Source organism: Burkholderia sp. AU30280, from assembly GCF_020420125.1.
GTDB lineage: Bacteria > Pseudomonadota > Gammaproteobacteria > Burkholderiales > Burkholderiaceae > Burkholderia.
The window spans coordinates 394519-419885 of record NZ_JAIZRY010000004.1 but is presented as its reverse complement, the minus strand read 5'-3'; the positions used below and the strand labels follow the sequence as shown (position 1 = coordinate 419885).

Genomic DNA, 25367 nt, shown 5'->3' with positions numbered 1-25367 from the left:
CAATGTGTGGGCGTGATTGTGCCTGTCGCGGGGCGGTCAGTTCAATGCAGTGTCGGCGGCGGGCCATCCGACGACGCGTCGGCGAGCGGGCGCACTGAACCCTCGACGACGCGCGCACCGAAATCGCGCACGAGTTGCTGGACGAACGGATCGCCGTGAATCTCCTGCTCGGCCTCGCGCTGACGTGCCGCGCGCGCGGCCGCATCGAGCGCCGCCGCCGTACGCCGTGCGGGCCCGACTTCGACGGCCACCTCGACCGGCTTGCCGAGCGCATCGGCCAGCGCGGCCTTCAGCTTCGCCACCTGCGCGGCGTCCGCATATTGCGGCACCGGCACGGAAAGATTCAACGTCGTCGCATCGACGGCCGTCAGTTCGCTGTTGAACGCGAGCTGGTACGCGACACCCTTGAGCGGCAGCCGCGCGGCCAGCGCCGGCCATTCACCGTCGAAGCCGACCGGATCGAGTGCGATCGCGGGCGGCAACGGACGCATGTCGACCGGCGCGGAAGGACGGGTTTCCGCCGGCCTCGGCGTCACGCGCACATCGTCGGGGCCGCTGTCGAACACCGGCACGAAGCCATCGTCAGGCGGGCCGCCGAACATCTCGTCGGCGCTGAGCGGTACGTAGTCGTCGGGCGGGATGTCTTCCCACGGCGGCGACGCCTGGCGCGAATCGGCTGCCTGCGGCGCACGGGCCGCAGCGCGCGGCGTCGGCACCTGCACAGCGGCGGGACGCGCTGCCGCCGACTTCTCGGCGGCCGGCTGGGCTGCCGGTTTAGCGGCCGCGCCTGCGCGCCCGCGGTCGGACGATACACGCATCCCCGCATTGCGCAGCACGTCGAGCGCGGCGGCGGCTCCTCCGGAACGCGCTGCCGGACGCGCAGCAGCCTCGGGCGGCGCAGCACGCGGCACCGGTTCGGCCGGCGCCGCCGGTTCGTCGCTTTGCTGCGCAACGGCAACAGGCAGCTCGGGTTCCTTGCCGGCAGGTGCCGGGTTATCGCCGGCAGGCTCTGCTTGCGGTGCTGCAGGCGTCTGCGGCTGCAGCGTTTCGATGGCTGGCGCGTCAACCGGGGCCGGCGCTGCCGCCCGGACGGCAGCCGGCTTCACGGCCGGCCGGTCTGTTTCGTCGCCGGACTGTACCGGCGCTGCACGCACGACCGGTGCCGCGGGCGCTGCCGGTGCAACGGCCTGCGGCCGCGCTGCTTCGGCAGGTGCAGCCGATGCCGGCTTCGCCGCAGCGGCCGATGCCGCCGCAACGCGCGGCCCCGGCACCGCACGCGGCACCGACGGCTGGCCGCCCGGCGCACTGCCGGCGGCAACCGCCGGCTCGAACGCGAGCATCCGCAACAGCGTCATCGTGAAACCGGCGTACTCGTCCGGTGCCAGACCGAGCTCGGCGCGACCGACCGTCGAGATCTGATAGAACAGCTGGACCTGCTCGGGGCTCAGCGTCTCGGCGAAGCGGCGCAGGTCGCCCGCTTCCGGCCATTCGTCGAGCACCGAGCCCGGCGCGAACTGCGCCCACGCGATCCGGTGCAGCAGGCTCGCGAGATCCTGCAGCGCGGTCGAGAACGACAGGCTGCGCAGCGACATCTCGTCGGCGATCGCGAGGATTTCCGGGCCGCTGCCTGCGGCAAGCGCGTCGAGCAGACGCACCATGTATGTCTGGTCGAGTGCACCGAGCATGCCCGACACAGCCGACTCGGTCACTTCGTTCGCCGAATAGGCGATCGCCTGATCGGTAAGGGACAGCGCGTCGCGCATGCTGCCCTGCGCGGCACGCGCGAGCAGGCGCAATGCCTGCGGCTCGAACGTGATCTGCTCTTCGCCGAGAATCCGTTCGAGATGCGACACGATGTGTCCGGCCGGCATCTGCTTCAGGTTGAACTGCAGGCAGCGCGACAGCACGGTAACGGGAATTTTCTGCGGATCGGTCGTCGCGAGGATGAACTTGACGTGCGGCGGCGGCTCTTCGAGCGTCTTCAGCATCGCGTTGAACGCGTGATTCGTCAGCATGTGCACTTCGTCGATCATGTAGACCTTGAAGCGCGCATCGACGGGCGCGTACACCGCGCGCTCGAGCAGCGCGGCCATTTCATCGACGCCGCGGTTGCTCGCGGCGTCCATCTCGACGTAATCGACGAAACGCCCTTCGTCGATCTCGCGACAGGCGCGACACACGCCGCACGGCTGCGACGTGACGCCGGTTTCACAGTTGAGCGCCTTGGCGAAGATCCGCGACAGCGTCGTCTTGCCGACACCGCGGGTTCCGGTAAACAGATAGGCGTGATGGAGACGCCCGCCGTCGAGCGCGTGCGTAAGCGCCCTGACGACGTGCTCCTGGCCGACGAGCGAAGCGAAATCCTTCGGACGCCACTTGCGTGCGAGAACTTGATAGGTCATCGGGAAATTGTATCAGTAACGCTGCGTCGCGCCGACACGCGAAACGGTGCGGAAGACAGGCAACGCGCAGGTAAAACGAAGTGTGATGCAGAAATAAAAAACGCCCGGCGAACGGGGCGAGAAGGAAGGTGACGAGCCCAACCCTCGGCACTGGCGGAAAACGATTGTGGCTGCTTCGTTCCCGACCTGACCAGGTTCACCGCCCCACCATGCGAGGAGGCCCGTCACGGCATATTCTATCACCGCTTCCGGACGAATGCGACCGTTTGTTCGCACCAATGCCAATTTGACCAGACAAACCGGCGCGCATCGGGCGGCACGAAGCTCACCAGAAAGCGAATTGCATGCGCGCCCACCCCTTGTAATTCGCGGGCCGGCCTCCACCTGCGGGATACAACGGTCGAACGTCGCGTCGTACCCCTACTCGCATAGCGGCTACTATCGCCGCCCGCAGCAGATAGCAATTTAGGCTAATATGACGCCCGAACGACCCGCGAGCCGCGGCATGCAGCGCTTACACCCCTCCTTTCCGGAGAGCGGAGTGACCTGCCGCAGCGGCCGGCAGCCAACGGCAGCCGGTACGCCGCAACGCGCAAGCAGGCAGTCCCCGAACCGAAAGAGGTATTGACCCAATGAGCGAACAGATCAAACACATCAGCGACGCATCGTTCGAACAGGACGTCGTCAAGTCCGACAAGCCCGTGCTCGTCGATTTCTGGGCCGAATGGTGCGGCCCGTGCAAGATGATCGCCCCGATCCTCGACGAAGTCGCGAAGGACTACGGCGACAAGCTGCAGATCGCGAAGATCAACGTCGACGACAACCAGGCGACGCCCGCGAAGTTCGGCGTGCGCGGCATCCCGACGCTGATCCTGTTCAAGAACGGCGCGGCCGCCGCGCAGAAGGTCGGCGCGCTGTCGAAGTCGCAGCTCACCGCATTCCTGGACAGCCACCTGTAATACAGGTAGTTCCGCGGACGTGTTGTCAACCGGCAACACGTCCGTCGACAAGCCGCCGATCGCTCGCTCAAGCGCGAATCGGCCTATGCTAGAATTAAAAAACGTCTACAAGACGCATTTAAGTCTCTGAGCGCTTCCGCTCGCCCTCCTCCCTTTATTTCTTTCGTCGTCTCCTCCCTGGCGGGTTCTCCGTATGCATTTATCCGAGCTCAAGTCTCTGCACGTCTCCGAACTGATCGAAATGGCCAATGGCCTGGAGATCGAAAACGCGAACCGCCTGCGCAAGCAGGAGTTGATGTTTGCCATTCTTAAAAAGCGCGCCAAGACGGGAGAGACGATCTTCGGCGACGGTACGCTCGAAGTGCTGCCGGACGGCTTCGGCTTCCTGCGCTCGCCGGAAATGTCGTACCTCGCAAGCACCGACGACATCTATATCAGCCCGTCGCAGATCCGCCGCTTCAACCTGCACACCGGCGACACCATCGAAGGTGAAGTCCGCACGCCGAAGGACGGCGAGCGCTACTTCGCGCTGGTGAAGGTCGACAAAGTCAACGGGCAGCCGCCCGAGGCCTCGAAACACAAGATCATGTTCGAGAACCTCACGCCGCTGCACCCGAACAAGCCGCTGTCGCTCGAACGCGAAATGCGCGGCGAGGAAAACGTCACGGGCCGCATCATCGACATGATCGCGCCGATCGGCAAGGGCCAGCGCGGCCTGCTCGTCGCGTCGCCGAAGTCGGGCAAGACCGTGATGCTCCAGCACATCGCCCACGCGATCAAGCAGAACCACCCGGACGTGATCCTGTTCGTGCTGCTGATCGACGAGCGCCCTGAAGAAGTGACCGAAATGCAGCGCTCGGTCGCCGGCGAAGTGATCGCGTCGACGTTCGACGAACCGGCGACGCGTCACGTCCAGGTCGCCGAAATGGTGATCGAAAAGGCCAAGCGCCTCGTCGAAATGAAGCATGACGTCGTGATTCTGCTCGATTCGATCACGCGTCTCGCACGCGCGTACAACACCGTAATCCCGGCGTCGGGCAAGGTGCTGACGGGTGGTGTCGACGCGAACGCGCTGCAGCGTCCGAAGCGCTTCTTCGGCGCGGCGCGCAACATCGAGGAAGGCGGTTCGCTGACGATCATCGGCACCGCGCTGATCGAAACCGGCAGCCGCATGGACGACGTGATCTACGAAGAGTTCAAGGGCACCGGCAACATGGAAGTGCACCTCGAGCGCCGTCTCGCGGAAAAGCGCGTGTATCCGTCGATCAACCTGAACAAGTCGGGCACGCGTCGCGAAGAAATGCTGATCAAGCCCGAAATCCTTCAGAAGATCTGGGTGCTGCGCAAGTTCATCCACGACATGGACGAAGTCGAAGCGATGGAATTCCTGCTCGACAAGATCCGCCAGACGAAGAGCAACTCCGAGTTCTTCGACCTGATGCGCCGCGGCGGCTGATCGCCCCCGCCCCGCAACGAACGGCCGCCCGCGCATCCTGCCCGGCGGCCGTTTTTCGATCCCAACCTGAACGTGAACGTACAGGTTGATCTATAATCGCGTCATCGCCCCGATCGAATCCCCGCCTCCCGATGCCGAACGACGCCTGCCCCCCACTGCTGACCGTGAGCGACGCCGCATCGCGCCTCGGCGTCACGCCGCGCACGCTGAAGTATTACGAAGAGCGCGGGCTCGTCACGCCATCGCGCAGCGAGGGCCGCTATCGCCTCTACGACGAAGCCGACCTCGAACGTTTCGCGCGCATCCTGCGGCTGCGCGCGCTCGGCTTCTCGCTGCATGGCATCACCGAGATGCTGAAGCGCCCGCTGGAAGAAACGGGCGACGGCAGGCGCCGCTATTCTGACGCGTCGCTGCGCGACATCCGTACCGGCCTTGCCGAGCAGATCGACACGCTCGACCGGCGGATCGCGGCCGTCCAGCGCGAGTTGAAGGAAGCCGTCGCACTGCGCAAGGAGTTGCAGCACGACATCGACTACGTCGAGCGGCGTCTCGCCGGAGAAAGCCCCGATACGCTGATCGCGCAGCGGCAGGCCGAAGCCGGCTCGCGGCGCACGCGCAAGGACCGCGAATGAATGCGGTGCCCGGCCGCTCGCCACTGTGGAGCCGCGCCAACCTGCGCGCGGACCTGTTCCCGTGGGCGCTCGCACTCGTCACCGGCATCGACTATTTCGACAACGCGGCCTTCTCGTTCTTCGCGAGCTACATCGCGGGCGGCATCAACGCGTCGCCCGACGAACTCGTGTGGTCGTCGAGCGCGTATGCGGTGACGGCCGTGCTCGGCATCCTGCAACAGCAATGGTGGGTCGACCGGCTCGGGCATCGCCGCTACGTCGCGGGCTGCATGCTGATGTTCTCGTTCGGCGCGATCGCGGCCGCGCTCGCCGACACCTCGCTCGAACTCGCGTTCGCGCGCGGTTTTCAGGGATATTTCATCGGCCCGATGATGGGCGCGTGCCGGATCCTGATCCAGATCAGCTTCAAGCCGCAGGAACGGCCGCCCGCGACGCGCGCGTTCCTGATCATGATCCTGCTCGGCAGCGCGCTCGCGCCGATCGTCGGCGGCCTGCTCGTCGCGCATTCGACGTGGCGCGCGCTGTTCGCGTGCTCGGCGCCGGCCGGCATCGCGTTCGCGATCCTCGCGCTGCTCACGCTGCCCGATTCGGGCCGGACACCCGACGACGAACGCGGCTCCGGGCACTTCTGGCCGTATGTCGTGTTCGCGCTCGCGCAAGGCGCGCTGCAGATCGTGCTGCAGCAGGTGCATTACCAGCTCTACAGCGGCTCGCCGCTGCTGATCCTGCTGACGATCGCGGGGATCGGCGCACTTGCGTGGTTCGCGTATCACCAGTGGAACCATCCGAAGCCGCTCGTGCGGCTGCACGCGTTCCGCGAACGGACGTTCCAGGTCGGGCTGCTGCTCTACATGTTCTATTACTACGAGTCGACGGGCTTCAGTTACCTGACGTCGCGGTTTCTCGAAGGCGGGCTCGGCTATCCGGTCGAGAACGCCGGGCGGCTGGTGGGCACGATGTCGCTGATTTCGGCCACCGCGCTGTTCGCGTACCTGCGTTACGCGAAATTCGTCACGCACAAGAAGTGGTTCGTCGTGCCGGGATTCGCGATCGCCATCACGGCCGCGCTGTGGATGACGCGGATGACGCCGCAGGTCGGTGAAGCCGCGCTGATCGTCCCGCTGCTGCTGCGCGGATTGCTGCTGCTCTTCATCGTGCTGCCGGTGGCCAACCTGACGTTCCGGATCTTCGCGATCGACGAATATACGCACGGCTACCGGCTGAAGAACATCGTGCGGCAACTGACGATCTCGTTCGCGACGTCGTCGGTGATCATCGTCGAACAGCACCGCGTGGCCGTGCACCAGACGCGGCTCGTCGAGCGCGCGAACGTGTTCGACCCCGCGTTCCAGCAGACCGTCGACGCCCTGACGCGCAGCTACGCAGCCGCCGGCCACGCGCTGAACGAGGCGCACGGCCTCGCGATCGCGTCGATCGCGCGCATGGTCGCGCAACAGGCGTCGTTCCTCGCGTCGCTCGACGGCTTTTACTTCCTGGCGGGCGTGGCGCTGGTCGGCGGGCTCTTCGCGGCATGGCAAAAAGAGATCGATTGAGTTAAAAGACAGGCTTTGGATTTCCGCGAGCCGCCTTCATGCTCTCGAAACTGACCCGCTGGTTCGACGACCGCCGCCGCGACCGCGCGCTGCGCAGCCACCCGATCCCCGACGCACTGTGGCAGGACACCGTCGAGCGCCTGCCGTTCCTCGCGGCGCTGTCGCCCGACGCGCTCGGCCGGCTGCGCGAACTGACGAGCCTGTTCGTCGCGAAGAAATCGTTCTCGACCGCGCACGGGCTGGAGCTGACCGACGCGATGATCGTCGCGATCGCCGCGCAGGCCTGCCTACCGGTGCTGAATCTCGACCTGTCGCTGTACGACGGCTGGGTCGGCGTCGTCGTCTATCCGGGCGAATTCGTGATCCGCAAGACGGTGCAGGACGAGGACGGCGTCGTCCACGAGGTCGAGCAGGATGCGAGCGGCGAGGCCTGGGAAGGCGGCCCCGTGATCCTGTCCTGGGAAGACGCGCAGATGACGGACGGCCGCGATGCGTACAACGTCGTGATCCACGAGTTCGCGCACAAGATCGACATGGTCAACGGCGCGGCCGACGGCTATCCGCCCCTATTTCGACGCTGGCACGCGCCTCACCTCGATGCGCAGGCCTGGGCCGACGTGTTCGAGCACGCGTACGACCAATTCTGCGCGCGCGTCGACGCTGTGCCGGACCGCGCGTGGGCGCGCTTCGAGCGGGACTCGCTGATCGATCCGTATGCGGCCGACCACCCGTCGGAATTCTTCGCGGTATGCAGCGAAGCGCTGTTCGTGCGACCGAAAGCGTTCGAGTCCGAATTTCCGGAGCTGTACCGGTTGCTCGCGCGCTACTACCGGCAAGACCCGGCCGGCACCGGCGCGCTCGACGCACCGTGAAAATTATTCGTCAACCATCTGATTTTCTGGCATAATCGCCGTTTTTCGACCTTAGGCAAGTGGCTCGCGCCGGGCTTGGCGTCGTCTGGTTTGCGCAATGTGCGCGCTCCGGCACGGCAAGCGGCGGGTTGGCTACCGCTCTCACCAAGGAAAGACCATGAAAGAAGGCATCCACCCGAACTACCGCGAAGTCGTCTTCCAAGACATGTCGAACGGCTTCAAGTTCATCACGCGCTCGACGATCCAGACGCGCGAAAACATCGAACTCGACGGCAAGACCTACCCGCTCGCCAAGATCGAAGTGTCGTCGGAATCGCACTCGTTCTACACGGGTCAGCAAAAGATCATGGACACGGCAGGCCGTGTCGAGAAGTTCAAGAACAAGTTCGGCGTACGCGCCAGCGGCAAGGCGAAGTAAGCTTCGCATTGCATCCGGTGGTTGCAACGCACCGGTGTCGCACAAAAGGGCAGCCCAGGCTGCCCTTTTTTGTCTCTGCTCGCCCGGCAGGCGCCGGCCGGCGCCCGGGCATCGACCTGACGCGCAACAGCAGGCGCGTCTACAATGCCGGATGCTCGAAGCCGGCTCGACCGCGCACCTCCGCGCCGGCCGCCCGCCCATAACAAATCGCTCATCTGCATGAAGCCTGTCGTCCGCCTCACCGCCTCCGCCACGCGCGCGCTGCCGCGCTGGCTGCTGCTCACACTCTGCTTCGTCTACGCCGCGTTCGGCCTGTTCGGCCGCGACCCGTGGAAGAACGAGGACGCGGCGGGCTTTGGCGTGATGTGGACGATGGCCAAGGGCGGCTGGCACGACTGGCTATTGCCGAACCTGGTCGGCAAGTTCATCACGACCGACGGACCGCTCGGCTACTGGCTCGGCGCGCTGTCGATCCGCGGCCTGGGCCCGTGGGTCGACGCGAGCAACGCGTCGCGCGTCGAAACCGGCGTGCTGTTCTGCGTCGCGTGTGCATTCGTCTGGTACGCGGCCTACCTGCTGGGCCGGCGTGCCGAGGTCCAGCCGTTCAAATACGCATTCGGCGGCGAGCCCGAGCCCCGCGACTACGGCCGCACGCTCGCCGACGGCGCGCTGCTGGTTCTCGTCGCCTGCTTCGGTCTCGCGGAGCGCGGGCATGAAACGACGCCGCAGCTCGCGCAGTTCGCGTGGATCGCGATGCTCGTCTACGGGATCGTGCGCGGCATCGACAAGCCGATGCAGGGCGCGCTGTGGTGGGGCGTCGCGATCGGCCTGGTCGCACTGTCCGGCAATCCGGTACTGGTCGTCGCGCTGCTCGTCGGCACGGCCGTGCTGTGGATCGTCACGCCCGAGATGCGCAACCTGAGCCTGCCGCTCGTCGGCGTGCCGCTCGCAGCCGCGATCTTCGCGCTGTGGCCGCTGGCCGCGTTCGTCGCGGCGCCCGACGACGCCGCATGGTTCTTCAACCAGTGGATCCACGGCAGCCTGATGCGCTTTTCGGGGCCGCCGACCGCCGTGCTCGGCTATGCGGCGAAGAACCTGCCGCTGTTCACCTGGCCCGCGTGGCCGCTCGCGATCTGGGCGTGGTGGAGCTGGGCCGGCATGCGCCGCCGTGCGCACGTCGCGATTCCGCTGTCGGTCGCCGTGCCGCTCGTCGCGCTCGTGATCCTGCAGAGCCAGCAGTCGAACCGCATGTACATGCTGCTGTTGCCGCCGCTCGCGGTGCTCGCGACGTTCGCGCTGCCAACGCTCAAGCGCGGCGCGATCAACGCGATCGACTGGTTCGCGGTGCTGAGCTTCACGATCCTCGGCACCTTCGTGTGGCTCGTGTGGCTCGCATCGCTCACGGGCTTCCCTTACCCGCTCGCGCGCAACCTCGCGCGCCTCGTGCCCGGCTACGAACCGCATTTCAAGATCCTGTCGTTCATCTGCGCGGTGATCGCCACCGTGTGCTGGTGCTTCCTCGTGCGCTGGCGCATCTCGCGACAGCCGAAGGTGCTGTGGCGCAGCGTCGTGCTGTCGAGTGCGGGCACCACGCTGATGTGGGTGCTGCTGATGACGCTGTGGCTGCCGATTGTCAACTACGGCCGAACCTATCGCGATGTCGCGCAGCAGATCGCAGTGCACCTGCCGTCCGACTACGAGTGCATCTCGCCGGTACGGCTCGGTGACGCGCAGCTCGCGACCTTCGCGTATTTCGGCAACATGCGCTTCGAATTCTCCGGCGACTGCGACGTGATCCTGCGTCAGGATCGCGCCGACTTCGGCGAGCCGAGCTCGATGTCGCAATATGTGTGGCGTCTCGTGTGGGAAGGCCGCCGCGCCGCCGACCGCGACGAGCGCTTCCGCCTGTACGAGCGCATCGAACGGCCGAAGACGCCCGTCAAGCGACGTCCGCCGCGCCGCCAGCCGGCCGATTGACGATGTTCGGCGACATCCGCCGGATCGTCGGTCTCGCGTGGCCGGTGCTCGTCGGCCAGCTTGCGATCATCGCGTTCGGCGTGATCGACACCGCGATGGTCGGGCGCTACTCGGCCGTCGATCTGGCCGCGCTCGGGCTCGGCTCGTCGATCTACATATCGATCTATATCGGCCTGACGGGCATCCTGTCGGCGCTGCAGCCGATCACCGGGCAACTGTACGGCGCGCGACGCTATGCCGAAATCGGCGAGGAAGTGCGTCAGGCACTGTGGCTCGCGCTGCTGCTCGCGGTGCCCGGTTTTCTCCTGCTGCATTTTCCCGAACCGCTGCTGCGCGTCGCGCACACGCCCGCCGCGCTGCACGAGCGCACCGTCGACTACCTGCGCATCCTGTCGTACGGGCTGCCCGCCAGCCTCGTCTTCCGCATCTACAACGCGCTGACCAACGCGGCCGGCAAGCCGCGCCTCGCGATGATGCTGCAGATCGGCGCGCTGCTGCTCAAGTTTCCGCTCAACGTGTGGTTCATCTTCGGCGAGTTCGGCGTGCCGGCCCTCGGCGGCCCCGGCTGCGGGCTCGCGAGCACGCTGATCAACTGGGCGCTGGCGCTGATCGGCTACACGCTGCTCGCGAAGCTCGACGTGTTCGCGCCGCTCGCGATCTTCTCGCGCTTCTGCTGGCCGGTCTGGGAACGCCAGAAGGCCATCCTGAAGCTCGGCGTGCCGATGGGCCTGTCGTACCTGATCGAGGTCACGTCGTACACGTGCATGGCGCTGTTCATCGCGCAGTTCGGCACGACGACGCTCGCCGGCCACCAGATCGCCGGCAACATCGGCGCGGTGCTGTACATGACGCCGCTGTCGATCGGCGTGGCGGCGTCGACGCTGGTCGCGCGCGCGCTCGGCGCCGGGCAGCCCGAGGAAGCCCGGCTGCTCGGCCGGCACAGCGTGATTTTCGCGTGCGGCATTGCCGCGACCTACGGCCTGCTCGTGTTCGTGCTGCGCCCGCTGATCATCGGCGGCTATACGCCGAACCCGGCCGTCGCCGCGGCCGCGATGCCGCTCGTCGCGATCGTCGCGTGCTACCACGTCTTCGATGCGCTGCAGGTCACGTCGGCGTTCGTGCTGCGCGCGTACAAGGTCGCGGTCGTGCCGACCGTGATCTATGCGGTCGCGCTGTGGGGCGTCGGGCTCAGCGGCGGCTACGTGCTCGGTTTCGACGTGGGCGGAATCGCACCCGCGTGGCTGACTGGCGCGCGCGGTTTCTGGTTCGCGAACACGATCAGCCTGATGCTCGCGGGCGCCGGGCTCGTGCTGTACCTGCGCCGCGTCGGTCGCGCGCATGCCTCCGCTTTCGCGTCCGCCTGACGCGCTGCACGCTACGTCTCGTCCAGCACGTCGGCCGCGTGATAAGACGACCGCACGAGCGGGCCCGCGACGACTTCCCTGAAACCGAGCAATCGTGCCTCGTCGCGCCACGCGGCAAATGCGTCCGGGCTCACGTAGCGCCGCACCGCCAGATGGTGCGCGGACGGCGCGAGATACTGGCCGAGCGTCAGCACGTCGACGTCGTGCGCACGCAGGTCGCGCAGCGTGTCGCGCACTTCGTCGTCGCACTCGCCAAGGCCGAGCATCAACCCCGATTTCGTCACCAGTCCCGGCCGCGCCCGCTTCGCCTGCGCGAGCAGTTCGAGCGAGCCGCGATAGTCGGCGCCCGGCCGCGCTGCGCGATACAGCGACGGCACCGTCTCGATGTTGTGGTTGAACACGTCGGGCCATGCCGTCGACAACGCATCGAGCGCGCGGCCCACGCGGCCTCGGAAATCCGGTGTCAATACTTCGACGCCGATACCCGGCACGCTCGCGCGCACCGCCGCGATGCACGCGGCGACATGCGCGGCGCCGCCGTCGCGCAGGTCGTCGCGGTCGACCGACGTGATCACGACGTAGCGCAGCCCGAGCGCGACAGCCGCATCGGCCAGCCGCGCGGGCTCGTCGGGATCGAGCGGCTCGGGACGGCCGTGCGCGACGTCGCAGAACGGGCAGCGCCGCGTGCACAGGCCGCCCATGATCATGAAGGTCGCCGTGCGCTGCGCAAAGCATTCGCCGATGTTCGGGCACATCGCCTCCTCGCAGACGGAATGCAGCCGATGGTCGCGCAGCACGGCCGCCGTGTCGGCGACCGCCGCGCTCATCATCGGCCGCGCGCGCAGCCACGGCGGCTTCGGCAATGCCGCACCGGCCGCGGGCTCGACGCGCACCGGAATGCGCGCGAGCTTGTCGCGGCTTCTCGCACCCGGCTGGCCGAGCGCCGTGAGGCTGGGTCGTTCGAGCGCGGCGGCCATCGTCAGTCTCCGAGAAACGCGACGATCAGGCGGTTCACATCGGCGGCCGCCTCCATCTGCACCATGTGCCCGCTGCCGGCGATCACCTCGACACGTACGCCATCCGGCAAACCCTGCGCGTGCTGCACCGGGATCACCTGGTCGCGCTCGCCCCAGATCACGAGCGTGCGAGGCGCAAGCGTCGCGAGCCGGTCGCGGAACACGCGCCGCTGCGCGGCGCCGTCGAACGCGGCATGCGCGATCTTCTCCAGCGCAGCCTGCACGCCTTCGAGCCGCTTGTACTTGACCAGATCCTCCACGAGCTGCCGCGTGACCAGCGCGTTGTCCGCGAACAGTGCGCCGAGATGCGGCTTCAGCGTGTTGCGGCTGTTGCCGGCGACGAAGCCGTCGATGTAAGCGCGGTTGATGTCGGTGCCGAGCCCCGCGCTCGCGATCAGCGTGAGCGACGCGACGCGTTGCGGGGCGCGCCCGGCCGCCGCCATCGCGACCGCGCCACCCATCGAATGGCCGATCAGGTGGGCCTTGTCGATGCCCTTCGCATCGAGCAGCGCGAGCACCGCGTCGGCCAGTTCATCGAGGCTGCCCGTCTCGACCGCCTTGCCCGACTTGCCATGACCGGGCAGGTCGAGCGCCCACACCGGCCGGTGCGCGGCGAGATCCGCGTGATTGAACAGCCAGTTGTTGAGGTCCCCGCCGAAGCCGTGAATCAGCACGGCGGGGGTGCCGCCGCCTTCGCCGAGCTTCAGGAAGCGCACCGTCCTGCCGCCGATCTGCGCCTTTTCGGGCTGTGGGCCCGCGGCTTCGTCGGAAGCCGCGCTCGGCACGAAATCGCGCTGGAAATCGGCGATCGCCGCGTCGATGTCGGCATCGCTCGCGTCGGCGGCCGCGACGACGCCGAGCAGCGCGCCGACCGGCAGCGTCTCGCCTTCCTGCGCGACCTGCCGGCGCAGCGTACCGTCGAACGCACATTCGACGCCCGACGAGATCTTGTCGGTCTCGACGTCGAGCACTTCGTCGCCCTTCGTCACGCGTTCGCCGAGCGCCTTCAGCCAGCCGTTGACCTGCCCCTGCTCCATCGACAGCCCCCACTTGGGCATCGTGATCATGTGAATCGACATCGTGTCAGCTCCTCGTCTTCAGGACCGCCTGCGCAATCGCATCGGCGGACGGGATATACAGGTCTTCCAGCACGCTCGCGAACGGCGCGGGCGTATGCGGCGCGGTCACGAGTTCGATCGGCGCCTTAAGCGTTCGGAACGCGCGCTGCGCGACGAGCGCGGCGATGTCGGTCGCGATCGAGCAACGCGGGTTCGCTTCGTCGACCACCACCACGCGCCCGGTGCGCTCCGCGCTTTCGAGGATCGTTTCCTCGTCGAGCGGCGACGTCGTGCGCAGGTCGATCACGTCGACCTGGATGCCGTCCTTCGCGAGCTTCGCGGCCGCGTCCATCGCGAGATGCACCATCCGGCCGTACGTGACGATCGTCGCGTCGTCGCCGTCGCGCATCACGTTCGCCTCGCCGAACGGAATCGCATAGGACTCCTCCGGCACGTCGCCTTCACGGGTATAGAGCAACTTGTGTTCGAGGAAGATCACGGGATCGTCGTCGCGGATCGCCTGGATCAGCAGCCCCTTCGCGTCGTACGGCGTCGACGGACACACGACCTTCAGCCCCGGAATGTGCGTGAACAGCGACGTGAGCATCTGCGAATGCTGCGCGGCCGCGCGCAAGCCGGCGCCGTACATCGCGCGAATCACGACCGGCGTCACCGCCTTGCCGCCGAACATGTAGCGGAATTTGGCGGCCTGGTTGAAGATCTGGTCGAAACACACGCCCATGAAATCGATAAACATCAGCTCCGCGACGGGCCGCATCCCGCATGCGGCCGCGCCGACCGCCGCGCCGATGTAGCCGCCTTCGGACAGCGGCGTATCGAGCACGCGGCCCGGAAACTTGTGGAACAGCCCTTTCGTCACACCGAGCACGCCGCCCCACGCGTCGTCCTCGCCCGGCGCACCCGCGCCGCCTGCGTTGTCCTCGCCCATCACGATCACGCTGTCGTCGCGCGCCATTTCCTGCGCGAGCGCCTCGTTGATCGCCTGCGAATAAGTGATCTTCCTTGCCATGTCTGTCTCCTGGAATGTTCGGTTCGCCGTGCCGGCTGCGGTGTCAGGCCGTGCTCACGGGTACGACACGTAGACGTCGGTCAGCAGGTCGGCTGCATCGGGTACCGGCGCGGCCTTCGCCTGCGCGACCGCATCGTCGATCAGCGCCTTGACCTGTGCATCGACCGCGCGCAGATCGGCGGTCGCCAGCGCTTCGGCCCGCACGACGCGCGTTTCGAAATGCTTCAGGCAATCCTTCTCGTCGCGCAGCTTCTGCACTTCGCCAGGTGCACGATAGGTTTGCGCATCGCCTTCGAAATGGCCGAAGTAGCGCGTGAACTTCACCTCGACGAGCGTCGGGCCGCCGCCGTTGCGCGCACGATCGACGGCCTCGCCGAGCGCTTCGTGCACCGCGAAGAAATCGAAGCCGTCGACGATCACGCCCGGCATCCCGAACCCGTTCGCACGATCGGCGATGTTGTCGGTCGCGACCGACCAGCTCGACGACGTCGCTTCCGCATAGCCGTTGTTTTCGGCCACGAAGATCGCGGGCAGCCGCCACACCGACGCGAGGTTCATCGATTCGAAGATCACGCCCTGGTTCGATGCGCCGTCGCCGAAGAAGCACACGCCGACGCCGCCGGTCTTCCGGTGCTTCGCCGCGAGCGCCGCGCCGCAGACGAGCGGGCCGCCCGCACCGACGATCCCGTTGGCGCCGAGCATCCCCATCGCCAGGTCGGCGATGTGCATCGAGCCGCCCTTGCCGTGGCAGATGCCCGTCTTCTTGCCGTAGATCTCGGCCATCATCCCGTGCACGTCGACGCCCTTCGCGATGCAATGGCCGTGGCCGCGGTGCGTGGTCGCGACGTAGTCGTCGAGGCCGAGGTGCAGCATCGTGCCGACCGCGGACGCCTCCTCGCCCGCATACAGGTGAACGAAGCCGGGGATCTCGCCGGTCGCGAATTCGACGTGCAGGCGCTCCTCGAATTCGCGAATCGTGCGCATCAGCCGGTAGGCGTCCAGCAGCTTGTCCCTGCTGAGCTGTGTCGAAGCTGTCATGTGTGTCTCCTGGGTAGGTCTGACTGCGAATGCCGCCCCGGCCGCGCCGTGGCGACGGATTGCACGGCCTGTGGCCGTCAGTGGAACGTGAAGCCGCCGTCGACGTTCACGGCCTGGCCCGTCACGTTGTCCATCGTCGCGAAGAACAGCGCGAGCCGGCCCATGTCTTCCGGCGTCTGCGCGCAGCCCTGCGGAATCAGCGTCAACGGGTGCCGCTGCCACGACGCCTCGACCGATTCGCCGTCGGTCTTCCATGCGTCGGACAGGCAGTCCCACATGTCGGTACGCACGATGCCGGGGCAGATCGCGTTGACGGTCACGCCGTCGCGCGCGACCTCCTTCGCGAGTGCATTCGTGAAGCCGACGACCGCGAATTTCGATGCGCTGTCATGCGCGAGATTCGGAAAGCCTTCCTTGCCGGCGATCGACGCGACGTTGACGATCCGGCCGCGGCCCGGCGCCTTCAGCGGCGCGAGCGCCGCGCGGCAGCCGAGGAACGTGCCCTTCGCATTCACGTTCATCACGACATCCCAGTCGCGCTCGGTCAGTTCGCCGACCGGATGAATGCTGATCGCGCCCGCGCAGTTCACGAGGATGTCGAGCCGGCCGAGTTCGGCAAGCGCCTGCGCAACCATCGCATCGACCTGCGCGGCCTGCGTGACGTCGACCTTCGCGACCGCCACCCGGCGGCCGAGCGCGCGTCCCTCGCGCGCGGTGGCATCGCGTGCGTCGTCGAGCAGGTCGGCGAGCAGGATGTCGGCGCCCGCGCCTGCGAACGTCAATGCAATGCCGCGACCGATACCGCGCGCACCTCCAGTGACGATGGCGACCTGTCCGTCGAGTGGGGTTGTCATGGCGATGTCTCCTGGGTGATCGTTATGGATGGCGAAATGTCACTCGGCAACACGGCGCCTCAATAGCGCCGCTCGCCGGCATCGCGCAGCAGTTGGCGTGACGACGCGTAGCGCAGCGTGCGGCCGACGTCGACCGTCAGCGGCCCACGCCAGTCCAGCGAGATCTCGTAGCGATCGCCGCGCGCGACCTCGATCTCGCGCTCGCCGTCGAACGCGAGCGTGCCGTGCTCGAACGGGATCGTCTGCCATGCACCCGGCTCGAGCCGCTCGCAACTGCGCATCACGACGCGATCGACGCGGCCCGGCGCGATCGGTGCGACGAGTGGCGTGCCGGCCGTCTTGCCTTCAGTCGCGAAGCGCATCGCGAGCCCGTGCGGCGCGCTGCGTTCGAGCGGCGCCCATGCGCCGCCGAGCGCGGACAGGCCGATCCCGTCGGGTTCCGCAAATGTCAGGTAGAGCGAATCGATGTCGTCAGGCCCCGAGATCGCACGGGCGCCGATGAAGCGCTGCCGTGCCGCACAGACGTCGACGAGCGCGATCTCCTCGCGCCCCGGCTGCGCGCCCGCCACGCAGCGCACGACGAGCCGCTTGTTGCGCGTGCACGCGACTTCGGCCGGCACCGCGCCGGTCGCGGCGAGTCCTGCCGCGACCCCGGCGACGGTGGCTTCGCGATGCTCGGGAAACGCGTTGTTGGTGCCGGTGGACAGCGCGACGAGCGGCGTCGCGCCGCAGTGCGCAGCCACGGCGCGATGGGTGCCGTCGCCACCGAGCACGACGATCAGCGCGACCTCCATCCGGTGCAGGTACGCGGCGCCGGCCTGTGTATCGGCGACGGTATCGGTGATCGGCAGGTCGACGAATTCGACCTCGGGCCAGCGCTCGCGCGGCGCGACCGCACGATGCGTGTCGAGCGCACGCAGCAGCAGCGTCGCGATGCCCGTCCGGTCGCGCAGCGTCAGCACGCGCTCGACGCCCATCGCGCCGAGGCCGGCCAGCAGGCGCACGATCATGTTCGCCTTCTCCGCCGTCGGAAATACGGATGCATGCGTCGTGAGGCGGCGGATATCGCGCCCCGATGCGGGGTTCGCGATCACGCCGACGGTAACGGGCGTCGTCACGGGTTCGTCTCCATCCGGTTGGCCGGCCCCGGTGCATGGGTGTGCGCCGCGGCCTTGCCTGTCTCGTCCGCTGCCATCGCCGGGCGGCGGATCGTCGTCGACGCGACCGCGCCGACTTGCCCGTGATCTCTGCAAGCGGCGTGCCATCGTGCGTGCGATGTGCGTGAAACCCTTATGAATGTTGACGCGGCGGGTATGCAGGTGCTCCCCGGTTCGCGGCTGGCAGGACGGAGCACGCGGCAATTCGGCTCGTGCGTCTCACATCGCCGATGCGACGAAACGGTCCTCGCGACGCCGGCGCAAGCAGGCCGTTGCGCTCGCAAACCCCGTGGCATCGCGGCGCCGCGCATGCCGCATCATGCGGGACGATCTCCGCCGGTCGCGCATGAACGCGTCTCAACGTCACGAGACGGCCCGCGATACCGGTGAGACGAACGTCTCACGCCCGTCGCGTGCTGCGATGCAATGTGATCCGTCGAACGGGATGTGCTACAAGAACAGCGCATTCCCCGCCGTACGGAACCGGAGCCGACCATGCCTTACGCCGTCCCCCAGGCCCAGCACGCCGACCGTGTGCTCGGCGCGCTCGCCGGACGCCTGCCCGCGCCGGCCGAATCGTCGCGCCTCGTGTCGTCGTGGCAGCGGTCGCTGGAGCGCTACCGTCTCGACCCCGCTTCGTCGATCGGTCCGCGCGTGCTGACCGCGGCCGAGCTGCGCGAAGTGCGCGACAAGGAGGAGGCGTTCCTGCGCGCGTCGGGCCAGTGCCTGACGCGGCTGCACGACATGATCCGCGTCGCCGACTACTGCGTGATGCTGACCGACGCACACGGCGTGACGATCGACTACCGGATCGACCGCGAGCGCCGCAACGACTTCCGCCACGCCGGGCTGCATATCGGTTCGTGCTGGTCGGAAAGCGAGGAAGGCACGTGCGGTGTCGCGAACGTGCTGACCGATCTCGCGCCGATTACCGTGCACAAGACCGATCACTTTCGCGCGGCATTCACGACGCTCACCTGCAGCGCGGCGCCGATCTTCTCGCCGGGCGGCGAACTGATCGGCGTGCTCGACGCGTCGGCCGTTCATTCGCCCGACGGCCGCGACAGCCAGCGTCTCGTCTATCAGCTCGTGCGGCAGAGCGCGGCGCTGATCGAAGACGGCTACTTCGTGCACAGCACCGCGCACCACTGGATCCTGTTCGGGCATCCGAATCGTCACTACGTCGAAGCGCAACCCGAGTGGCTGATCGCGTTCGACGAATGCGGCAATATCGTCGCCGCGAACCGGCAGGCACGCGATGCGCTGCCGGCGCTGCGCGAACCGCGCCATATCGACGAGATCTTCGATGCGACCGAGATGCCGCTGCGCGATGCCGCGCGGCTCGATGCGATCGTCGCGCTGCGGCTGCGCGCGACCGGCGCGCCGCTCTATGCACGGCTGCGTGCGCCGCTTCGGCGCACCGGCCGCGAACCCGGCACGGCCTCGCGCCGCCCGGGCACCGCGCAACGCCACGTCGGCGCGCTGACGCCGTTCCTGCACAGCAGCGACGCGCATATCGCGCAGCAGGCCGAGCTCGCGCTGCGTGTCGCGAGCAAGCGGCTGCCGATTCTCGTGCTCGGCGAAACCGGTGCGGGCAAGGAAGTGTTCGCGCGTGCGATCCACGACGCCGGTGCGCGACGTGCGCGGCCGTTCGTCGCCGTCAATTGCGGAGCGCTACCGGAAGCGCTGATCGAGAGCGAATTGTTCGGCTATGCGGCCGGCGCGTTCACCGGCGCACGCAAGCATGGCGCGCGCGGCAAGATCGCGCTCGCCGACGGCGGCACGCTGTTCCTCGACGAAATCGGCGACATGCCGCTCGCGCTGCAGACGCGCCTGTTGCGTGTGCTCGCCGATGGCGAGGTCGTGCCGCTCGGCAGCGACACGCCCGTACGCGTCGATCTCGACGTGATCTGCGCGACGCACCGCGATCTCGCACGCATGGTGGCCGACGGCACGTTCCGCGAGGATCTGTACTACCGGCTGAGCGGCGCGACGTTCGAACTGCCGCCGCTGCGCGAGCGTGCCGACGTGCGCGACGTGATTGCCGCCGTGTTCGCCGAGGAGGCGCAGGCAACCGGCCACGTGCTGACGCTCGACGCGACGCTCGCCGAACAACTCGCCGCGTACCCGTGGCCCGGCAACGTGCGGCAGTTGCGCAACGTGCTGCGCTATGCGTGCGCGGTGTGCGACGCCGCGCGCGTGACGCGGCAAGATCTGCCGGCCGATATTGCCGCGTCACTCGGCGGCGTGGCGACCGGCACGCTGCCCGACGACGAACGCGGCCGCATCATCGCCGCGCTCACCGCGCATCGCTGGCGGCCCGACGCGGCCGCGCAGGCGCTCGGCATCTCGCGGGCGACGCTGTACCGGCGCATCGCGAAGCACCGGATCGTCGCGCCGCATCGCGCGTGACGCGCCGGCGCGCCTACCACTCATGACGCATGCGCCGCCGCTTCGCGCGCGTTCGCGGTGTCACCCGCGTTGCCGGCCGCCTCGGCTTCGTCGTGCCGCACGAACACCTCGTGCGCGGCGAACAATGCGTTGAGCGCGGCCGGAAAACCCGCATAGACGGCCATCTGCATGAATACCTCGACGATCTCGTCGCGCGTGCAACCCACGTTGAGCGCGGCCTCGATATGCACTTTGAGTTGCGGCTGCGCGTTGCCGAGCGCGGCCAGCGCCGCGATCGTCGCGATCTCGCGCGCTTTCAGGTCGAGTTGCGGCCGGCTGTAGATGTCGCCGAAACCGAATTCGACCAGGAGCCGACCGAAGTCCGGCGCGACCGGCGCGAGGGCCGCGATCACGCGCTCGCCCACTTCGCCGTCGATTTCCTTCAGTTTGTTCCAGCCGCGCGTGTAGCGGTCTTCAACGAGTCGTTCCATTGTGTCCGTCCTGTTCCGATGGAGAGTGAGAAGGTTTCGCCCGTCTCGCCGCATCCCGCTCCTGTGCTTCGTAGTACGCGATCTTGTCGCTGATCACGTCGAGGCTCGCCTGCAGCTCCGCGATATGCGCGCGCACCGCATCGCGATGCTCGACCAGCAGACTGCGCCGCGCACCGAAGGTCGCTTCGCCTTGCGCGCGTAGCGCCGCGAACGCCTGCATCTGCGCGATCGGCATACCGGTCGCCTTCAGGCGCATCACGAAGGCCAGCCAGTCAAGGTCGGCCGGCGCATAGAGCCGGTGCCCGGCCGCCGTGCGCGAAATTGCGCGCAGCAGGCCGGCCTGCTCGTAGTACCGCAGCGTATGCGTCGACAAGCCGGTCATTTCGGCGACCTGGCCGATCGTCAGCGGGCCGGCGGAGGAAGGTTGGGTTACGGTTTTCGACATGGCAGGAACAAGGTTAGGAGTTAGAGTTCACTCTAAGTCAAGCCCTGTCGAACGGCCAGTGCGACGATCCTCGGCGATACCCCGGCGACACCGTAAAGAATGGTCAAAACCGCCGCCCGGCGCGAGTTTCGGCCTTTACAGCGCCGCAAGCCTTCAGCAAGATTCGGTCAGCCTGTCTTAAAAAGGGCACGCATTTGTCCTATGCTTAACGGCGACGCCCGGCCGGGTCTCGCTCCGCCGTTCGTTGCAACAGCCATTCATCCGTCAGAACCAGGGAGCCTTTGCCATGCTGAAAAAGCTGCTGATGCTGTTCGTCGCGCTATCGCTGTCGCTCGCCGCAGGCCTCGCGGCGGCCGTCGAAGTCAACACGGCTGACCAGGCCGCGCTCGAATCCGTGAAGGGTCTCGGGCCCGTGAAGTCGAAGGCGATCATCGACGAACGCACCAAGAACGGCCCGTTCAAGGACGCGGACGATCTCGCGAACCGCGTGAAGGGCCTCGGCACGAAATCGGTCGGGCATCTCGAGGAAAACGGCCTGACGATCGGCGGCTCGACGACGCCGCCGAAGGGGGTGAAGCTGTCGAAGCCGGCCGCGACGACTTCGGCCACCCCGTCGGCAACGACGTCAGCAGGCACGACGGCCACCGCACCGGCACCGGCACCGGCACCGGCGGCCAGCGCGCCGGATGCGGCGGCGAAGCCGGCCAAGGCCAAGCGCATGACGAAGAAGGAAAAAGCGGCCGCGGCAGCGGCGGCATCCGCCGATGCGGGTGCGAGCGCACCGGCCGCGGCGTCGTCGGCTAAAGCGACGAAGAGTTCGAAGAAGAAAGGCAAGAAGGACAAGGCAGCCTCCGCCGCCGCGGCGTCGGGCGCCTGATGTGCGCCGCGCGCGCGACGGCGTGCGCGCGGCATTCGTTCAACGGGCGCCCACTGCGTGGCGCCCTTATCGGTAAAGGTGAAGAACCATGGGTCTCCTCGACATCGTTGGCGGTCTGCTCGGCAGCCAGGCCGGCGGCAACTCGCAAAGCGCGCTGATCACGACCGCGCTCGAATTCATCAACAACCAGCCGGGCGGCCTGAATGGCCTGATCGAGAAATTCAAGGCCGGCGGCGCCGGCGACATCATCGGCTCGTGGGTCGGCAACGGCCAGAACCAGCCGATCTCGCCGGACACGCTGCAGAACGTGCTCGGCTCGGACGCGATCGGCGCGCTCGCGAGCAAGTTCGGCGTCGATCCGTCGATGGCCTCGACCGTCCTCGCGCAAGTGCTGCCGCACGTCGTCAACCACGCGACGCCGGACGGCACGGTGCCGGCCGACGGCCAGGCACAGGTCGACCCGTCGAACGTGCTCGGCTCGCTGTCGCAGATCGCCGGCATGTTCGGCGGCAACAAGCAGGGCTGACGCGCCGCGTCGTTGCGACGCGCCATAAGCAAACACCCCGCCGAGGCGGGGTGTTTGTTTTCGCGCGCCCGGCGCAAACCGGGCGGCAGCCGGTGGCAGGCGATCAGTGCACGACGCGGTCGAACACGAACGTGCCGTCGTGGACGTCGACCGGAATCACGTCCTTCGGACCGAAGCGGCCCGCGAGGATGAGCTTCGCGACCGGGTTCTCGATCTCCTGCTGGATCGCGCGCTTCAGCGGACGCGCACCGAACAGCGGATCGTAGCCGACCTTGCCGATCTGTTCGAGCGCCGCTTCCGACACGTCGAGCGCCATGTCGAGCTTCGCGAGCCGTTCGTGCAGGCGCGCGAGCTGGATCTTCGCGATCGACTCGATGTTGCTGCGGTCGAGCGCATGGAACACGACGACGTCGTCGATCCGGTTCAGGAACTCGGGGCGGAAATGCTGCTTCACCTCGAGCCACACGGCGTCCTTGATCTCTTCCTGCGGCGCCCCCGTCATCGCCTGGATCACCTGCGAGCCGAGGTTCGACGTCATCACGATCACCGTGTTCTTGAAGTCGACCGTGCGCCCCTGCCCGTCCGTCATGCGGCCGTCGTCGAGCACCTGCAGCAGCACGTTGAACACGTCCGGATGCGCCTTCTCGATCTCGTCGAGCAGGATTACGCTGTACGGCTTGCGGCGCACGGCTTCCGTCAGGTAGCCGCCTTCCTCGTAGCCGACATAGCCCGGCGGCGCGCCGATCAGCCGCGCGACGCTGTGCTTCTCCATGAACTCGCTCATGTCGATGCGGATCAGGTGCTCTTCCGAATCGAACAGGAACGACGCCAGCGCCTTGCACAGCTCGGTCTTGCCGACACCCGTCGGGCCGAGGAACAGGAACGAGCCGTAAGGACGGTTCGGATCGGCGAGACCCGCGCGCGAACGGCGGATCGCGTCGGCCACCGCGCTGATCGCCTCGTCCTGGCCAACCACGCGCTCATGCAGCTTTTCCTCGATGTGCAGCAGCTTCTCGCGTTCGCCCTGCATCATCCGCGACACCGGAATCCCGGTCGAACGCGACACGACTTCCGCGATTTCCTCGGCGCCGACCTGCGTACGCAGCAGGCGCGGACGCGTCGGGTTGTGCTGCTCCTGCTCTTCGGCCTGCGTGACCTGCTTCAGTTGCGCCTCGAGCTGCGGCAGCTTGCCGTACTGCAGCTCGGCGACCTTCTCCAGCTTGCCGTCACGCTGCAGCCGTGCGATGTCCGCCCGCACCTTCTCGATCTCTTCCTTCAGCTGCGCGCTGCCCTGCACCGCGGCCTTCTCGGCGGTCCAGATTTCCTCGAGATCCGAATACTCGCGACCGAGCCGCTCGATCTCTTCCTCGATCAGCTGCAGGCGCTTCTGCGACGCTTCGTCCTGCTCCTTCTTCACGGCTTCGCGCTCGATCTTCAGCTGGATCAGCCGGCGGTCGAGCTTGTCCATCTCTTCGGGCTTCGAATCGATTTCCATCTTGATCTTCGACGCGGCTTCGTCGATCAGGTCGATCGCCTTGTCAGGCAGGAAGCGGTCGGTGATGTAGCGGTGCGACAGCTCGGCCGCGGCGACGATCGCCGGGTCGGTGATGTCGACGCCGTGGTGCAGTTCGTACTTCTCCTGCAGCCCGCGCAGGATCGCGATCGTCGCCTCGACGCTCGGCTCGTCGACGAGCACCTTCTGGAAGCGGCGCTCGAGCGCGGCATCCTTCTCGATGTACTTGCGGTATTCGTCGAGCGTGGTCGCGCCGATGCAGTGCAGCTCGCCGCGCGACAGCGCCGGCTTCAGCATGTTGCCCGCATCCATCGCGCCTTCGGCCTTGCCCGCGCCGACCATCGTGTGGATTTCGTCGATGAAGACGATCGTCTGGCCTTCGTCCTTCGCGATGTCGTTGAGCACCGCCTTCAGGCGCTCCTCGAATTCGCCGCGATACTTTGCACCTGCGAGCAGTGCGGCCATGTCGAGCGACAGCACGCGCTTGCCCTTCAGCGTCTCGGGCACTTCGCCGTTGACGATCCGCTGCGCGAGCCCTTCGACGATCGCCGTCTTGCCGACGCCCGGCTCGCCGATCAGCACCGGGTTGTTCTTGGTGCGGCGCTGCAGGATCTGGATCGAACGGCGGATTTCGTCGTCGCGGCCGATCACCGGATCGAGCTTGCCCGCACGGGCGCGCTCGGTCAGGTCGACCGTGTATTTCTTCAGTGCCTCGCGCTGGCTTTCCGCATCCTGGCTGTGCACCTGCGAGCCGCCGCGCACAGCGGCAATCGCGGCTTCCAGCGCCTTGCGCGTGAGGCCATGCTGACGCGCGAGCTTGCCGGCGTCGCCCTTGTCATCGGACACGGCGAGCAGGAACATCTCGCTCGCGATAAACGTGTCGTTGAGCTTCTGCGCTTCCTTGTCCGCCTGGTTCAGGAGCCCGGCCAGTTCACGGCCGACCTGGATGTCGCCGCCCGTGCCCGTCACTTGCGGCAGGCGCGAGATAGCCTCGTTCAGCGCGCCTTGCAGCGCCTGAATGTGCACGCCCGCACGCGACATCAGCGAGCGGGCCGAACCGTCCTGCTGCGCGACCAGCGCCGCGAGAACGTGAACGGGTTCGATGTATTGATTGTCGCGGCCTGCCGCGAGGCTTTGCGCGTCCGCGAGTGCTTCCTGGAACTTGGTGGTGAGCTTGTCGATTCTCATTTAGTCGAGACCTCCAATTTTCGATTAACACCAAGATGAGGATGGTTATGCGGCTTTCAAGCGAAATTCGGGTTGATTCAGCGCAAAAATCGATGGATATCCTTGAAGCGGCGCCCGGACGGGGCCACGGCCGGATCGAGAAGCGCGGCG

Annotated in this window: 21 protein-coding genes and 1 other RNA gene; 11 read left to right on the top strand and 11 right to left on the bottom strand. The window is 67.2% G+C overall.

Translation table 11 applies throughout. The features are described 5' to 3' along the window. Positions 1-41: 41 nt before the first annotated feature. Positions 42-2402: a DNA polymerase III subunit gamma/tau gene (locus LGN17_RS12200; protein ID WP_226197013.1), complete on the bottom strand. Its 2361-nt coding sequence runs from the start codon at positions 2400-2402 to the stop codon at positions 42-44. A 127-nt stretch (positions 2403-2529) separates the two neighbouring features. Then, positions 2530-2628, bottom strand: an RNA gene (gene ffs, locus LGN17_RS12195) — signal recognition particle sRNA small type. A 406-nt stretch (positions 2629-3034) separates the two neighbouring features. Here ffs and trxA point away from each other — a divergent pair. The 8 genes from trxA to LGN17_RS12155 all read left to right on the top strand — a co-directional run bounded on the left by trxA (position 3035) and on the right by LGN17_RS12155 (position 11633). Then, positions 3035-3361, top strand: a complete 327-nt coding sequence (trxA, locus tag LGN17_RS12190; protein ID WP_006402348.1) for a thioredoxin TrxA — start codon at positions 3035-3037, stop codon at positions 3359-3361. A 193-nt stretch (positions 3362-3554) separates the two neighbouring features. Further along, positions 3555-4817, top strand: a complete 1263-nt coding sequence (gene rho, locus LGN17_RS12185; protein ID WP_006478662.1) for a transcription termination factor Rho — start codon at positions 3555-3557, stop codon at positions 4815-4817. Between the two features lie 131 nt (positions 4818-4948). Then, on the top strand, positions 4949-5449 hold the full coding sequence (locus tag LGN17_RS12180; RefSeq protein ID WP_226197011.1) for a MerR family transcriptional regulator: 501 nt from the start codon (positions 4949-4951) through the stop codon (positions 5447-5449). After that, on the top strand, positions 5446-7002 hold the full coding sequence (locus tag LGN17_RS12175) for an MFS transporter (RefSeq protein ID WP_226197009.1): 1557 nt from the start codon (positions 5446-5448) through the stop codon (positions 7000-7002). Before LGN17_RS12180 ends, LGN17_RS12175 begins: the two co-directional genes overlap by 4 nt. Positions 7003-7040: 38 nt before the next feature. Beyond that, positions 7041-7874, top strand: a complete 834-nt coding sequence (locus tag LGN17_RS12170) for a zinc-dependent peptidase (RefSeq protein ID WP_175955991.1) — start codon at positions 7041-7043, stop codon at positions 7872-7874. A 157-nt stretch (positions 7875-8031) separates the two neighbouring features. Further along, entirely contained in the window at positions 8032-8292 is a 261-nt protein-coding gene (locus LGN17_RS12165; RefSeq protein ID WP_006753671.1) for a type B 50S ribosomal protein L31, read from the top strand. Between the two features lie 219 nt (positions 8293-8511). After that, entirely contained in the window at positions 8512-10269 is a 1758-nt protein-coding gene (locus tag LGN17_RS12160; protein ID WP_413227020.1) for an ArnT family glycosyltransferase, read from the top strand. A gap of 2 nt (positions 10270-10271) precedes the next feature. Continuing rightward, positions 10272-11633, top strand: coding sequence for an MATE family efflux transporter (locus tag LGN17_RS12155; protein WP_226197007.1), 1362 nt, complete (start codon positions 10272-10274; stop codon positions 11631-11633). 11 nt (positions 11634-11644) lie between these two features. Here the strand turns inward: LGN17_RS12155 and lipA are convergent, their stop codons facing one another. From lipA to LGN17_RS12125, 6 genes are all read right to left on the bottom strand, one after another. After that, the gene (gene lipA, locus LGN17_RS12150) at positions 11645-12610 is read right to left on the bottom strand and encodes a lipoyl synthase (RefSeq protein WP_226196997.1); all 966 of its coding nucleotides are present in this window, start codon (positions 12608-12610) and stop codon (positions 11645-11647) included. A gap of 2 nt (positions 12611-12612) precedes the next feature. Beyond that, the gene (locus tag LGN17_RS12145) at positions 12613-13728 is read right to left on the bottom strand and encodes an acetoin dehydrogenase dihydrolipoyllysine-residue acetyltransferase subunit (RefSeq protein WP_226196995.1); all 1116 of its coding nucleotides are present in this window, start codon (positions 13726-13728) and stop codon (positions 12613-12615) included. 4 nt (positions 13729-13732) lie between these two features. Next, positions 13733-14737: an alpha-ketoacid dehydrogenase subunit beta gene (locus tag LGN17_RS12140; protein WP_034181263.1), complete on the bottom strand. Its 1005-nt coding sequence runs from the start codon at positions 14735-14737 to the stop codon at positions 13733-13735. Positions 14738-14791: 54 nt separating this feature from the next. Beyond that, a complete protein-coding gene (locus LGN17_RS12135) occupies positions 14792-15775 on the bottom strand; it encodes a thiamine pyrophosphate-dependent dehydrogenase E1 component subunit alpha (protein ID WP_226196993.1) in 984 nt (327 codons plus the stop codon). Positions 15776-15852: 77 nt separating this feature from the next. Next, entirely contained in the window at positions 15853-16629 is a 777-nt protein-coding gene (locus LGN17_RS12130; protein ID WP_226196991.1) for an SDR family NAD(P)-dependent oxidoreductase, read from the bottom strand. Between the two features lie 59 nt (positions 16630-16688). Then, the gene (locus LGN17_RS12125) at positions 16689-17747 is read right to left on the bottom strand and encodes an ATP-NAD kinase family protein (protein ID WP_226196989.1); all 1059 of its coding nucleotides are present in this window, start codon (positions 17745-17747) and stop codon (positions 16689-16691) included. A 534-nt stretch (positions 17748-18281) separates the two neighbouring features. Between LGN17_RS12125 and LGN17_RS12120 the strand changes: the two genes are divergently transcribed. Continuing rightward, entirely contained in the window at positions 18282-20198 is a 1917-nt protein-coding gene (locus LGN17_RS12120; RefSeq protein WP_226196987.1) for a sigma-54-dependent Fis family transcriptional regulator, read from the top strand. 20 nt (positions 20199-20218) lie between these two features. Here the strand turns inward: LGN17_RS12120 and LGN17_RS12115 are convergent, their stop codons facing one another. Both LGN17_RS12115 and LGN17_RS12110 read right to left on the bottom strand, forming a co-directional pair. Then, positions 20219-20668 (bottom strand): carboxymuconolactone decarboxylase family protein, encoded by a 450-nt coding sequence (locus LGN17_RS12115; protein ID WP_226196985.1) that lies wholly within the window; start codon positions 20666-20668, stop codon positions 20219-20221. Further along, the gene (locus tag LGN17_RS12110; RefSeq protein WP_175955969.1) at positions 20652-21113 is read right to left on the bottom strand and encodes a MerR family transcriptional regulator; all 462 of its coding nucleotides are present in this window, start codon (positions 21111-21113) and stop codon (positions 20652-20654) included. Before LGN17_RS12110 ends, LGN17_RS12115 begins: the two co-directional genes overlap by 17 nt. Positions 21114-21399: 286 nt before the next feature. On the opposite strand from LGN17_RS12110, the gene LGN17_RS12105 reads away from it, so the two are divergent. Both LGN17_RS12105 and LGN17_RS12100 read left to right on the top strand, forming a co-directional pair. After that, positions 21400-21990: a ComEA family DNA-binding protein gene (locus LGN17_RS12105; protein ID WP_226196984.1), complete on the top strand. Its 591-nt coding sequence runs from the start codon at positions 21400-21402 to the stop codon at positions 21988-21990. Between the two features lie 88 nt (positions 21991-22078). After that, positions 22079-22516: a YidB family protein gene (locus LGN17_RS12100; protein ID WP_226196982.1), complete on the top strand. Its 438-nt coding sequence runs from the start codon at positions 22079-22081 to the stop codon at positions 22514-22516. 103 nt (positions 22517-22619) lie between these two features. Here the strand turns inward: LGN17_RS12100 and clpB are convergent, their stop codons facing one another. Then, the gene (clpB, locus tag LGN17_RS12095) at positions 22620-25217 is read right to left on the bottom strand and encodes an ATP-dependent chaperone ClpB (protein WP_175955964.1); all 2598 of its coding nucleotides are present in this window, start codon (positions 25215-25217) and stop codon (positions 22620-22622) included. Positions 25218-25367 lie beyond the last annotated feature (150 nt).

Excerpts from the sequence above, each read along its gene's own strand:
- LGN17_RS12170 (WP_175955991.1), top strand. The coding sequence starts at position 7,041 with ATGCTCTCGAAACTGACCCGCTGGTTCGACGACCGCCGCCGCGACCGC.
- LGN17_RS12180 (WP_226197011.1), top strand. The coding sequence starts at position 4,949 with ATGCCGAACGACGCCTGCCCCCCACTGCTGACCGTGAGCGACGCCGCA.
- LGN17_RS12130 (WP_226196991.1), bottom strand. The coding sequence starts at position 16,629 with ATGACAACCCCACTCGACGGACAGGTCGCCATCGTCACTGGAGGTGCG.
- LGN17_RS12110 (WP_175955969.1), bottom strand. The coding sequence starts at position 21,113 with ATGTCGAAAACCGTAACCCAACCTTCCTCCGCCGGCCCGCTGACGATC.
- LGN17_RS12175 (WP_226197009.1), top strand. The coding sequence starts at position 5,446 with ATGAATGCGGTGCCCGGCCGCTCGCCACTGTGGAGCCGCGCCAACCTG.
- lipA (WP_226196997.1), bottom strand. The coding sequence starts at position 12,610 with ATGGCCGCCGCGCTCGAACGACCCAGCCTCACGGCGCTCGGCCAGCCG.
- trxA (WP_006402348.1), top strand. The coding sequence starts at position 3,035 with ATGAGCGAACAGATCAAACACATCAGCGACGCATCGTTCGAACAGGAC.
- LGN17_RS12115 (WP_226196985.1), bottom strand. The coding sequence starts at position 20,668 with ATGGAACGACTCGTTGAAGACCGCTACACGCGCGGCTGGAACAAACTG.
- LGN17_RS12135 (WP_226196993.1), bottom strand. The coding sequence starts at position 15,775 with ATGACAGCTTCGACACAGCTCAGCAGGGACAAGCTGCTGGACGCCTAC.
- LGN17_RS12165 (WP_006753671.1), top strand. The coding sequence starts at position 8,032 with ATGAAAGAAGGCATCCACCCGAACTACCGCGAAGTCGTCTTCCAAGAC.
- LGN17_RS12145 (WP_226196995.1), bottom strand. The coding sequence starts at position 13,728 with ATGTCGATTCACATGATCACGATGCCCAAGTGGGGGCTGTCGATGGAG.
- LGN17_RS12100 (WP_226196982.1), top strand. The coding sequence starts at position 22,079 with ATGGGTCTCCTCGACATCGTTGGCGGTCTGCTCGGCAGCCAGGCCGGC.
- clpB (WP_175955964.1), bottom strand. The coding sequence starts at position 25,217 with ATGAGAATCGACAAGCTCACCACCAAGTTCCAGGAAGCACTCGCGGAC.
- LGN17_RS12140 (WP_034181263.1), bottom strand. The coding sequence starts at position 14,737 with ATGGCAAGGAAGATCACTTATTCGCAGGCGATCAACGAGGCGCTCGCG.
- LGN17_RS12120 (WP_226196987.1), top strand. The coding sequence starts at position 18,282 with ATGCCTTACGCCGTCCCCCAGGCCCAGCACGCCGACCGTGTGCTCGGC.
- LGN17_RS12155 (WP_226197007.1), top strand. The coding sequence starts at position 10,272 with ATGTTCGGCGACATCCGCCGGATCGTCGGTCTCGCGTGGCCGGTGCTC.
- LGN17_RS12105 (WP_226196984.1), top strand. The coding sequence starts at position 21,400 with ATGCTGAAAAAGCTGCTGATGCTGTTCGTCGCGCTATCGCTGTCGCTC.
- rho (WP_006478662.1), top strand. The coding sequence starts at position 3,555 with ATGCATTTATCCGAGCTCAAGTCTCTGCACGTCTCCGAACTGATCGAA.
- LGN17_RS12200 (WP_226197013.1), bottom strand. The coding sequence starts at position 2,402 with ATGACCTATCAAGTTCTCGCACGCAAGTGGCGTCCGAAGGATTTCGCT.
- LGN17_RS12160 (WP_413227020.1), top strand. The coding sequence starts at position 8,512 with ATGAAGCCTGTCGTCCGCCTCACCGCCTCCGCCACGCGCGCGCTGCCG.